8 protein-coding genes and 1 pseudogene are annotated in these 12,761 nt (G+C 41.9%); 8 read left to right on the forward strand and 1 reads right to left on the reverse strand.

The genetic code is table 11. From position 1 onward, the window contains the following. Positions 1-12: 12 nt before the first annotated feature. The 8 genes from ABFY19_RS03090 (at position 13) to ABFY19_RS03125 (ending at position 11,737) form a co-directional block, all read left to right on the forward strand. Positions 13-2,871 (forward strand): Z1 domain-containing protein, encoded by a 2,859-nt coding sequence (locus ABFY19_RS03090; RefSeq protein WP_418791784.1) that lies wholly within the window; start codon positions 13-15, stop codon positions 2,869-2,871. Further along, entirely contained in the window at positions 2,868-3,911 is a 1,044-nt protein-coding gene (locus ABFY19_RS03095) for a PD-(D/E)XK motif protein (protein WP_418791785.1), read from the forward strand. Before ABFY19_RS03090 ends, ABFY19_RS03095 begins: the two co-directional genes overlap by 4 nt. Continuing rightward, the gene (locus ABFY19_RS03100; RefSeq protein ID WP_418791786.1) at positions 3,908-5,677 is read left to right on the forward strand and encodes an AIPR family protein; all 1,770 of its coding nucleotides are present in this window, start codon (positions 3,908-3,910) and stop codon (positions 5,675-5,677) included. Before ABFY19_RS03095 ends, ABFY19_RS03100 begins: the two co-directional genes overlap by 4 nt. A 46-nt stretch (positions 5,678-5,723) precedes the next feature. Further along, positions 5,724-7,352, forward strand: a complete 1,629-nt coding sequence (locus ABFY19_RS03105; protein WP_418792522.1) for a DNA cytosine methyltransferase — start codon at positions 5,724-5,726, stop codon at positions 7,350-7,352. A gap of 191 nt (positions 7,353-7,543) precedes the next feature. Then, positions 7,544-8,323, forward strand: a complete 780-nt coding sequence (locus tag ABFY19_RS03110; RefSeq protein ID WP_418791787.1) for an ADP-ribosylglycohydrolase family protein — start codon at positions 7,544-7,546, stop codon at positions 8,321-8,323. Between the two features lie 470 nt (positions 8,324-8,793). Beyond that, on the forward strand, positions 8,794-9,867 hold the full coding sequence (locus tag ABFY19_RS03115; RefSeq protein WP_418791788.1) for an endonuclease/exonuclease/phosphatase family protein: 1,074 nt from the start codon (positions 8,794-8,796) through the stop codon (positions 9,865-9,867). A 68-nt stretch (positions 9,868-9,935) separates the two neighbouring features. Next, positions 9,936-10,958, forward strand: a complete 1,023-nt coding sequence (locus ABFY19_RS03120; protein ID WP_418791789.1) for a macro domain-containing protein — start codon at positions 9,936-9,938, stop codon at positions 10,956-10,958. Positions 10,959-11,083: 125 nt separating this feature from the next. Continuing rightward, positions 11,084-11,737 (forward strand): vWA domain-containing protein, encoded by a 654-nt coding sequence (locus ABFY19_RS03125; protein WP_418791790.1) that lies wholly within the window; start codon positions 11,084-11,086, stop codon positions 11,735-11,737. Between the two features lie 203 nt (positions 11,738-11,940). Here ABFY19_RS03125 and ABFY19_RS03130 read toward each other — a convergent pair. Further along, positions 11,941-12,593, reverse strand: a pseudogene (locus ABFY19_RS03130) (IS3 family transposase). Positions 12,594-12,761 lie beyond the last annotated feature (168 nt).

The raw sequence follows: 12,761 nt of genomic DNA on the forward strand, positions 1-12,761 counted from the left end.
AGGGGAAACTTTATGGATAGAGATGCAATTGCCAGAATAGCGGTTGAATATTGCTGGTCTATGAAGGAAAAAGAGAACGCTTTTGAAGAAGCGGCTGCTAAGACTGTTGAATTTGTAAAAAACAGTTTGCCCGGCGGAGCAGAAATTGACAAGGAGTGGCTTATAGAGCATCTCAGATTATCAATCACGCAGGAAGTTACGGACTATTTGATGCTCCAAGGGGAAGATCAAAGGATAAAAGAAAAATGGTGGTCAGAACAAAAAAATAATAATTTTCTCGGCCACTGGAGCAGGTGGGTAAGATACCTCGGGAAAGTTAAAAAGTGGAGCCCTGCAGTTATTGACAGCATTGACAAGACCACCGATAAAATTCTTGATGCTGTGGATGATCCGAAAAGAAGTACGCTGCTTAGCGACAGGCGCGGGCTAGTATTGGGCTATGTGCAATCCGGCAAAACGGCTCATTATACAGGATTGATCAATAAAGCATTGGATGCTGGATTCCAGTTGATTATTGTACTCGCAGGGATGCATGACAGTTTGCGAATTCAGACGCAGACAAGATTGGATGAAGAAGTTCTTGGATTTGAAACAAGCATAGATGTGCTTATAAAGAACGGCATGGTAGGAAAAAGAATCGGAGTGGGAGAATTAAGCTATCCGCCAGAATTGAAGTTGCGCACATATACAACCCGCGATCCAAAAGGTGATTTCAATAAGGCGCGTGCAAACAAAATAGAAGATTTGGAAGGACGGCCATCAGTTTTTATTGTTAAGAAGAATGCTACTGTGCTCAAAAATCTAAATCAATTTTTTAGAACCGGAAATTTGACCAAGGACCATTTGCTGAAGCAAGGCAAAGCAATAATTGCTAATATTTCAATGCTCATGATTGATGACGAGGCTGATCAGGCGTCTGTCAATACAAAAGCAATAAGCGATGAAAATGGCAACATTCTACCCGATTACGAGCCCTCCCGTGTAAATGCAGAAATCAGAAGGATTTATAATTTGTTTTCCAACAAGGCCTATGTAGGGTATACAGCTACTCCATATGCAAATATCTTTATTCATGATGAAGCAGGAACAGAGGAATATGGCAGCGAGCTATTTCCGAAAGATTTCATTCTTTGTTTGTCTAAGCCGTCCAATTATATTGGCCCGGCAGAATTTTTTGGGCTTAACCGCGACGACGGGGAAAGCATGTGCTTGACTAGAGAGGTTCAGTATGATCCGCTGTTTGTGCCAGCAAAGGCCAAAAAGGGCCACGTGCCGGAAAAATTGCCTGACACGCTTGTTGAAGCAATTGGGGCTTTTCTTATTGCATCATCAATACGTTTTTTCCGCGACCAAAGGAATGACCACATGTCAATGCTGATTCATGCTGCGCGCTATACGGATATTCATTTTGAAATCAAGGATCTAGTAGCCGGAAAAATAAATGATATAAAAAACCGCTTGAGATATGAAGACCCAAAAGAACCTTCTTCTTTTGCAGCCAAGCTCAAATTGCTGTGGGAGGAGGATTTTGCTGAAACTTCATTGCATATGCGCCTAAGCTTTTTTGATTTGGCTGGTGAATGCGAAATGCCTGAGTGGCCAGACGTGCTTGAAGGCATAGAGCATGTCTTGCAAAAACTTGAAGTGCTTGCAGTTAATGGCATCAGCGATGATGAACTGAAATATAAAGATTATCCTGAAGGAAGAATTGTAATAGCTGTTGGAGGAGATAAGCTCTCCCGGGGACTGACGCTGGAGGGGCTATCCACAAGCTATTTCCTTCGAGCATCGTCTTTTTATGATACTTTGATGCAAATGGGAAGATGGTTTGGATACAGGCCTGGCTATCTTGATGTCTGCAGGCTTTATACAACGCTAACTCTGGATGAGTGGTTCGGGCATATTGCTGTTGCTACAGAAGAATTGCGCAGCGAGCTGTTTGATATGGACCAGCGGGGGGCTTTGCCCAAAGAGTACGGGCTGAAAGTTCGAACGCATTCCGAGCTGTACATTGCCGCCAAAAACAAAATGCAGGCAGCCTATCAAATGCAGGATGATTACAGCAATATTGTGAGCGAGACTACTAAGTTCGAGCTTGATGACGATGATTTTTTCCGCGACAATCAGAGCGCAGTGGACCACTTCATCAGGCAGCTTGGCGCACCCGACAAGAATTATCTTCTCAAAAAGCGTCCGCGCAAATATGCTCAAGCCGCGAGCATGCCCAAGCACTATTTCTGGGAGCATGTTGACGGCTTCAGCATTTGCAGCTTTTTATCCGAATATAAAACTGCCCGCAACGCTCCACGAGCAAATAGCTCACGCCTAAAGGAGTATATCAGCAAACAGATGGCTAAAGGTGGATTGACTGATTGGACAGTTTGCTTGATTAATGCAGAGGACAGCGAGCCGCAGGCAGGGAAATCGTTTGAAATTGGAGGTCTTCCAATTGAACGCGGGGTTAAAAGAGCAAAAGGCGAGAAAAGGGGTACCAAGGCGTTTGGCCGCTTGCTTTCACAGGATCACGAATATATTGATTTTGATGATGGGCAGATGACTAGAGTTGCTGAGCTGAGAGCTAAGGCATCTAGCGCAAAAGGTAAGCGTTCCAAAATAATAAAGGACAGCATTGGTGCTGATTGGGAAGCCGCTACGTATATTCGGCGCGAATTAAGGGGCAGTCAACCTGACCATGGACTCATGTTGCTTTATTCTATTGAAAAAGCAGATAGTGTATTTTCCAGCCTCCCGGACGACATCGTGCCTATTGGCATTGGTTTGGTGTTCCCACCAAGCCATGAATCGACTCCTGTTTCATATATGGCCAACAATGTCTTCCGCAGTTTGGAAGAGGAGGACTCGATGGAATGACTATAAATATGATGCAAGCTCATGAAGTTTTCTCTGCGCTGGATCAGGAATACCGTTTGAAAAAATGGAGTGGGCATGATCCCCTTATAACGCGCCAAATGAAGCTGAGCTGGGAGATTTTAGCAGTTTTCGCTGTCAGAAAAATGGATGGGAGACATATTCTATTTTTGCAGTGCAATCCCGAGGATGCTGCAAAAGGGCACAAATACCCAGTCTGGAAAGGAATTTCCATTGAATTTTCCGGCTTTGACAATTCAGGTATAGATGGATGCTTTGTCCGCATAGAGCAGAGAGAAGGAAGCGCCGATGAGGTGTACTTGGCGGTTTGCGATGACTTGTGTTCCTGCTTGGAAGGCATTGATAGGGCAAATTTGCGCAAAAAGCTTTCTGAAGCGCTGGAACGCTGGAGGCGCTTTTTCTTGTTGCGCGACAGCATCAAATTAACAAGAGAAGAGCAACTGGGCTTGTTTGGCGAGTTATGGGTGTTGAGAAGCATGCTTTTGAACGATGTGGGTTTGCAGGCAATTGCCTGCTGGAAAGGGCCATACCATGAGGTCTTTGATTTTTCTCTGAACAATATGAGCATTGAAGTCAAGGCTACAGCCGCCAGCATGCCGTATAAAGCTTTTATCAGCAATGAAATGCAGCTTAATGACCAGCTTGCAGGAGGCACTCTTGTCTTGTGTTTTGTTGCAGTTCAGCCTAGTGATACTTCAGGAGAAACTTTGGGCGATGTTGTGAAAGGCATTGAGGACTGTATCGGAATCGACGAAACTGCCTGTAGCGTATTTAAGGATAAAATATTCGGGTGCGGGCTGGGGAAACCGTATATAGACAACTATGCTACAAGATATATAATCAAAGAACATGAATATTTCAATGTCAAGGAAGGCTTTCCGCGTATTTTGGGCGAAGATGTGCCAAATGGACTGGGCGATATATCTTATTCCCTGGAGATAAGTGCTTGCGCCAATTATAGAATGAGCGATCAGGAATTCTGGCAGGCTGCAAAACTGCATGCAAAGGAGGCACCTGCATGATCTTGGAGGATTTTCATGCAATGATTTGCGAAGATGCCAAAGCAGAGCATGAGGCTGGCCGCTATCGCACAACAGAGGAAGCCATGGAGGGAATTTTGTGCGGCTATCTGGAAGAAGAGCAGGTAATTAGCGATATTCAGCTAAGTCCCTATCAGAAAACCAGTTCCAGCAGGCAGGCGATGATGGTAAGCGCGTATGCATTTGATGAGAGAAATGCGACGCTCAGTTTGATTGCGGTTAAATGGGAGCGCAGCAATAAGCTCACAAAGATGAGCAGAAACGATGCAAACCGCATGTTCAAAATGGTGCGCCGTTTTTATAGAAATGCTAAAACAGGTATGTACAAAGAAATGGAGGAAACGGATACTGCCTATACTTTGGCGCAAATGATTTATGAAAGGCAGTCCTTTATCTCAATTGTCCGCATCATTTTAGTCTCGAACGCTATTATTGATATAGAGCCCCCGGCAGATGTGGAGGAAGAAGATACTGCATTTTCATATGATGTATGGGATATTGACAGGATTTTTAGGCTTGTCGGACAAGTCGGGAATGCAGGAGACAACACCATTGATCTGAGGGATCAATACGATTGCAGCCTCAGCATGATGAAAATGCTTGCAGATCACCAAAAATATGACTGTTATGTCGGCATGTTGCCGGGAGCTGTATTGGCAAGGATTTATGATGATCTTGGACAGCAATTGATTGAGCGGAATGTGCGCTCTTTTCTGCAGGCCAAAAATGCTGTCAATAAAGGAATTCGAGATACGGTGCGTGATGAGCCGGAGATGTTCATGGCATACAACAATGGGATTTCAACTGTAGCGTCATGGATAGAATCTGATGAAATAGGCAATGGCATTGTTTCGGTACACAGTTTTCACGGCTGGCAAATTGTCAATGGAGGGCAGACCACAGCATCCCTTGCAAATGCGTATAAAACAAAATTGGATTTAAGCCAAGTATTTGTTCCAGTAAAGCTTACAATTCTCAAATCAGGGAAAGATAAAGACCAAATTATTGCGCACATATCCAAATATGCGAACAGCCAAAACAAGATTACAATGTCCGACTTCAGCGCCAATACTCCATGGCATGTCGAGATGGAAAAGCTTTCTCGAAGAATATGGGTGCCGTCCCGGCAACGCTTGCGCTGGTTCTATGAGCGCGCCCGCGGGCAATATCTTGTTGAGCTCAACCGGCAAAACACGGCTACGCGCAAAAAGAATTTTAGGCAAGAGAATCCAAAGAGCCGAGTTGTAACAAAGACACTTGCTGCCAAGTGCATGATGTGCGCTATGCAGCAGCCGCACATTGTCAGCAAAGGCTCTGAAACCAATTTTGTAAAATTTATGGAATTGGTCGAGGCTGGCAAGGTGCCTTTTCCAACCGAACGATATTACAAGCATATGATTGCAAATGTTATTCTTTTCGATAAATGCGACAGGATTGTAAAGAGTCTGCAATTGGGAGATTACAAGGCAAATGTAGTAGCATATTCCATTGCCCTAGCCTATCGTCTTTTTGAAGATAAGATTGATTTCGACAAAATATGGACAAAACAGGATATATCGGAAGAACTTGAGTCGTTGCTGAAACAGCTGGCTCAAAAAGTCTGGGATCATATAACCCATCCATCAATCGAAGGAACCAATATAACACAATGGTGTAAGCGCGAAGAGTGCTGGGGCCTCCTGCTCAGGCGTCAAGGAATTGAAGTTGCTTCGGCTGAAAAGGAGAATGATGAAGATGAAGAAGCTTAGGACAGTCGATTTATTTGCAGGTGCAGGCGGGCTCAGCCTTGGATTTATGAGAACCGGAAGTTTTGACGTTATAGCTGCTGTGGAATGTGACAATGATGCCGCCAATACGTATGCTGAAAATCATGAGGGAGTTCAGGTTATTGAAGAAGATGCGTCTACAATATCGTTTAAAGAAAAAATTGAAGACAGATTTGGCAAGGTGGATGTAGTCATAGGCGGACCTCCATGCCAAGGGTTTTCAAACGCCAACAGGCAAAAAAACAGCTTGATCAGTGGCAACAATCAATTAGTTCAGCATTATGTTCGCGCAATTGAGGAATTAAATCCAAAAGTATTTGTTCTCGAAAATGTAAAGACGTTGGAGTCCAAAAAGCACTTTTTCTTCGTTACGAGTCAAAATGTTGAAGAAGTTAGGGAATTGGGCATTCCAATCAGAAAGGAAAGAATTTCTTTATCTGCCGAAGATGAAGCTACAGAATTAGTTAGCGATGCGCTTGGTTATAAAGATGAAATGGACTTATACAGAATAAAAAAGGAGGGCTATGGTTTGCTTTGCACGCTATTAAAATTCTCACGAACAATAGAGCGTGCAACAAGTTATGTAGAAAAAAAAGAAAGAAAAATAAAGAAACTGTTTGCAGATTGGGAGCAATTGCACAGGAATTATTGGAATGAACATTGGGAGAAGTTTTATAGCAGTAGCAAAGAAATTCTTCGGAAATTTGTAGAGGAAAAGCAAGCGTATGCTGGGTATTATGAAAGACTTAAAATACTGGTGGAAGTTGAGCGGGTGATAGAGCGCTTGACTGAATTGCATAAAAATCATATTGATTTTGAAATCCAAATATCAAATAGCCGGGTAACGGCAATTGCAGACGTTTTCAGCGTCAAAGACTATTTGGAGCATAAATTCAGAGCGCTGGGGTATGCCACAAATAAAGCAATTTTGAACGCTGCTGATTTTGGCGTGCCTCAAACTCGGGAACGGTTTATTAGGATAGGTATAAAAAAAGACCTTATCGGCGAGAAAGAGGTTAAGATGCCTTCCCGCATTCTTCCGGAAGGTGATTACAATACTGTAAGAGATGCAATTGAGGATTTGGAGGAATTGGAGACATCAATTCTAGCAGATGCTCCAGAAATACAGTCTGTATTTAGAGAAGGGTCAAAACTTGCAGCTCTGCTTTGCGACAGAGATTTAATAAGCAATCATGTGATAACAGATACAGGGAAAACTGCCAAGGAAAGGTTTGAGGCCCTTGGTCAGGGGGAAAATTTTCATAATCTAGATGTGTCGTTAAAGAAAACATATTCTCTTCCAGATCGGACACAGAACACAATCTATTTGCGTTTGAAGTATGATAAGCCTTCTGGAACTGTGATGAATGTTCGCAAGTCCATGTGGATTCATCCGATTCTAAACAGGGCATTAAGCATTAGGGAAGCAGCTAGACTGCAATCTTTTCCCGACAGCTTCATTTTTCACGGAAGAAAAAATTCTCAGTATCAGCAGGTGGGGAATGCGGTGCCGCCGTTATTGGGTCAAGCCATTGCAGAATGTTTGCTGGAGCAACTGGGGATGCAGTCTGAGAGTTCTTTAGTTAATGATCTGGTAATTGAAGGCGTAGAAGAAAAAGGATTGCAATTTGAAGATAGAGGCGATAACATTGCCTAATATGTTTGAGCCAGAGAAGCGGAGCGAAATCATGTCGCATATTCGCTCTAAGAATATCACAGAACTATATGTTGTATTTGCAATTAATGAAGGCAATATGACTGCTTTATTCTGGGATTATATGAATATGATCCTAAATGAGTTTAAGCCTAATAAGAAGAGCGTCATCAAGCAGCTGGAAGAAATAATATATGATTGGTGCTATTATTGGAGATATAGTTGGCTCAGCTTACGAATGGAACAACATAAAGACAGAGGAATTTCCACTTTTCAACCTAGGCTGCTTTTTTACTGATGATACGGTAATGACGTTGGCTATAGCAGAAGGAATGTTTAATGGTGGTACTGCTGACGCATTCATCAAATCCATGAAAAAGTATGGTCATATGTATCCTGATGCAGGCTATGGAGGACGTTTTGGTAATTGGCTGTTTTCTGAGGACATTCATCCGCATAACAGTTGGGGTAATGGATCAGCTATGAGAGTCTCATCAGTGGCTTGGTTGCTTGATACTCTCTCAACGATAGAGCAATATGCCGAAGTCTCTGCTACTCGAGTGTACAGGCTATACAAGAAAGCCGGCCTGTCTCTGAGAAAAAGAAGTAAAAAATGCCCTTCAGAAAAAAGAGGTATGCCTGAGACTGCTACTCAGAAACCTAATTCCAGGTGGTCTCTTGATTTTGTGTTTGATACGACGGCAACAGGCCAACGCATTAAATATTATCTGACGACTCGCCCAGAGATTGGACTACCAACAGGGGTCAGGTCAGTAGCGCATATACTACATAGAACTTTTGATAAGGAGAAAGCTAAACTTTTGGACTTCAAAAGATATCATAATATTATGCAAGAGTCGGATTTTGATACTCGCTTGTTTTCCCGATTGGAACATCAAGGAGTTACGATTGATAATCCAAATATAAAATTGATAGGCGATACTACAAATGATTTATTAAATCAGCTTTATTGATTTTGCCCTTATATTCATTGAGCAATTAAACTTGGCAAAGCCGAACTTTCGTGACATTGGCCTAAAGAATGAGATGGAGTGAATTGCCGCCAAGGTCCCATCTAGGCTCAATGGGCATCTTTATTGTCTCCTTAAGGCATGTTGAGACTTGCGTGTCCTTAAAAAAAATTAGATAACTGCTGCAAAACGGGGAGAACCTGTAGTAAATTACAGGCCCCCCTTTTTTATTTACCTCTATCTTTTTCATTTTTGTTTTATTTAAGATCATTAATATCCAATACATGTAGCGCTGGTAAATGTTTGAGAAAAAATGTAAATTTGACAGGTGCTTTTTGAGTTTTTATCGAATATTACCTAAAGCACCATCACCAAAGTATGCCAGAACATTTTAATAGATATATTGATCCATTTCTTGGTGGAGGATCCTTTATTTAAAATAAACGGGTAAAATAATGAGGAGGAGAATTATTATGAAAAAATTTTTTAAAGTCATTGCTTCAATAATTTCAATCATAGTCATTGCGGCAATAGTTTATATAGCATATGTTTTTATCGCATATGACCGTATTGAAGACAATCTGGCAATAGAGGTGGATAATGTTTCTTCAGAAATTATACAAACAGATACGGAGTATACCCTGACGACATTTAACATAGGTTATGGTGCCTACAGTCCAGATTATAGTTTTTTTATGGATGGCGGCGAGCATTCTAGAGCATTAAGTGAGGATAATGTCATTAAAAATGTAGCCGGTGCCATTGGAATTATTTCCCAAATTGACCCTGATTTTGCGCTGTTCCAAGAGGTTGATACTGATTCAACAAGAAGTTACCACATTGATGAATATATGATGCTTGAGGATGCCTTCCCCGCTTTTTCTTCCGTTTTCGTAATGAATTATAATTCCCCATATTTATTTTATCCGATATTAGAGCCTATTGGTAAATCAGTTTCCGGCATTGTGACCTTGTCAAAATATAACATAGGCTCATCACTCCGCCGCAGCCTTCCGTTGGAATCGGGCTTTCGTAAGCTGCTCGACCTGGATCGTTGTTACAGTGTTACCAGATTCCCGGTATCGAACGATAAGGAACTTGTGTTGATAAATGTGCATCTTTCTGCTTTTACGGCTGACATAACGATTGGAGAAGCACAACTTAAAATGCTTATTGAGAACGCTCAACAGGAGTATGACGCTGGCAATTATGTCATTATCGGCGGTGATTTTAACAAAGATTTATTTGGTAATTCACCTGAAGTTTTCGGTACGACCAGAGAATTGCCGAACTGGGCAAAACCACTCAACGAAGAGCTGATCCCTGATTCGTTCGTCATTGTGCATCCAGAAAATGATGAAAACCCAGTCCCGACCCTTCGCTCTACCGAAACGGCCTATGTGCCAGGAGAGTCTTTTGTAACCGTACTGGATGGATTTATTGTATCTACTAATATCGAAGTCATATATGAAGAACATATTGATGCCAGTTTTACCTATTCGGATCACAATCCGGTATTGCAACGGTTTAAATTAAATTCGGATTAATTTCAGTTGACTGGCTCATCAAATATATTAATCTGAAATTAGAAAGTGTTGATTGAGGAGGTGTTCTAATGCCTTTTACAATAATCCGGAATGACATCACAAAAATGCGGGTTGACGCTATAGTCAACGCTGCCAATACCGCCCTCAAGATGGGGGGCGGTGTTTGTGGAGCCATATTCAAAGCTGCAGGAGTGAGCAATCTCCAAGCTGCCTGTAATAAACTTGCGCCGATTCAAACTGGCGAAGCAGTTATAACACCAGGATTTCGACTTTCCGCAAAGTTTATTATCCATACTGCGGGACCCGTTTATAGCGATGGTAAGCACGGCGAGGCGGAGTTGCTTCGCGCATGTTATACGAATTCGCTGAAACGTGCCATAGAAAATGGCTGTACTAGTGTGGCTTTTCCGTTGATATCAAGTGGAATTTACGGGTATCCAAAAATTGAAGCATTACAAGTAGCAACCGCTGCAATCCTGGATTTTCTTGACAGCCAAGACATGGATGTGTCCCTTGTGGTGTTTGATAAGGCTGCATTTGAAGTGAGTGAAAAGCTGCTTGTGGAAGTCGCCATTTATATTAATGAGAAATATGTTGAGGAGCATAGGGGTACCCGGCGTGAGTTGCTTAATGTTGAGAGGAAAATCCTCGAAGAGTCTGACCTAATCCAATATAATGTTCCAATGCCCAATATGGCGGAGAGCATACTTGAAGAGTCGACTGCTGGTATTGACGAATTGGTTGGCAATCTCGATGAGCCTTTCGCCGAAGCGCTTCTGCGTCTGATTGATGTCAAAGGAAAAACAGATGTGGAGGTATACAAACGAGCTAATCTCGATAGAAAACTGTTCTCTAAAATCAGAACTAGCAAAGGTTACACTCCTAGTAAGCGCACTGCCATTGCCCTTGCCGTGGCGTTGGAGTTGTCGCTGTATGAAACGGATGATCTTTTGGAGCGAGCTGGTTATGCGCTGTCCCACAGCCAAAAGTTCGATGTGATAGTCGAGTATTTTATCGTAAATGGCAAATATGATATCTTTGAGATAAATGAGGTGCTGTTTAATTATGATCAGCCGTTGCTTGGAGGTTGAATCGTATGAAGCATCAGAAATTATTAAAAAAATCATCGATTAGCATATGTCGTTTTACAAGCGACCATTCACTAATTCTGAGGTGTTATCCTTAAGTCATAATAAAACTTAAGGAGGCTATAACAATGAAAAAAGGATTAACTGAACTGGTATTCATACTTGATAAGAGTGGCTCTATGGGCGGATTAGAGACCGACACCATAGGCGGTTATAATTCTATGCTTGCTAAACAGCAGGAGGTCGATGGTGAGTGCCATATCACAACTGTTTTGTTCGACAATAACTACGAACTGCTCCATGACCGCATTGATATTAAAGCGGTTAGTCCGATAAGCGAAAAGGAGTACCAAGTTGGCGGCGCCACTGCTCTTCTTGACGCAATTGGTATGACAGTCCACAAAATCATCAAAGTCCAGAAACAAACTGCTGCGGATTATCAAGCTGAAAAAGTGATGTTCGTAATCATAACAGATGGAGAAGAAAACTCAAGCAGAGAGTATTCAGCAGAACAAATTAAACAGATGATTGAGTACCAAAAAGCTCGTTATGGATGGGAGTTTATATTCCTGGGCGCAAATATCGATGCAGTGGAAACCGCCGGACGCTTTGGCATCTCTGCAGATCGTGCTCAGAACTTTCATGCGGACAGCGAGGGTGTTGAACTTAATTTTCGAGTGATGAGCGAAGCGGTTGCTACTTACCGTGAAGGATCTGTAATGCCGAAGGGTTGGAATAAAGAAATTCAGAAGGACTTTAAGCATCGCGGAAGTAAAAAATAACAAGGAATTTGGTTTGACAAGTTTCTAAAACAGGATAAAAGCAAATTGTAGTGAACAACCCTAAGCTGTCGGCTCCAATGACCGCTACGAAGATGATGGATGCCATTGAGGAGGCCATCGAGGGTTTGGCGGACATGCCGCAAAATTGCCCTTCCGTTACGGACGAATGGTTTGGATTGTCAACACTTAATTAGACAATTTCCTTACGGTTCATGCTCTTTAAACTGCTTTGGACTTAAATACCCCAAAGTAGAATGAATCCTAAAATTGTTAAACCAATTTACATAGTCAGAAAGCATCAATTCTAGCTGGTCTAGGCTCTCGAAATAATAGTTGTTTGCGAATTCAGTTTTAAATATCTTAAAGGTAGCTTCTGCTACTGCATTATCATAGGGACAACCTTTCATACTCAAGGAACGCCTGATTTTGAATGTATCTAAAACCTCATCAATTAGCTTGTTCTCTTCAGATCCTCTAGCTTTTGATTCATAATAATAAGTACTTCTCAAAATTTGTAGGACTTTGCACATTGCTGATACACAGTATTTGTGGGCGTTACTCTTGAACACATTTACTTTAGTCCTAATATCAGCGCTGATTGCTTTAAAATATCATTCTCCATCTTTAATTTCTGATTCTCTTTTCTTAGCTTTATCAACTCATTTTCCTCTGGAGAGCGGTTGTCCTTCTCTTTGAAAGAACCTGTTTCCTTGCTCCTCTTAATCCAGGTGTTAAAGGCCGTAGGGGTCAAATCGTATTCAGCCATGATTTCATGTTTAGGCTTCCCAGTTTCATAAAGCTTGACCATTTGAGCTTTAAACTCGTCGGTGAAAGTTCTTCTTTCTCGTTTAGTCATATAAACTAATCTCCTTTTGCTTATTATTAGTTAAAGTCTACATGACCGTATTTTTGTTGTAAAGTTAATTGTAGCCGATCCAAAGCTGTATCAAAGCCTGGTTAAGGAGAGCTGTGCTGAGTTGTCTGGTGGCGAGGTCACCATCACCAATGTACTAACACCAGGATT

Origin of the sequence: Phosphitispora sp. TUW77 (assembly GCF_048453025.1) — a bacterium.
Taxonomy (GTDB): Bacteria; Bacillota; Thermincolia; order Thermincolales; family UBA2595; genus Phosphitispora.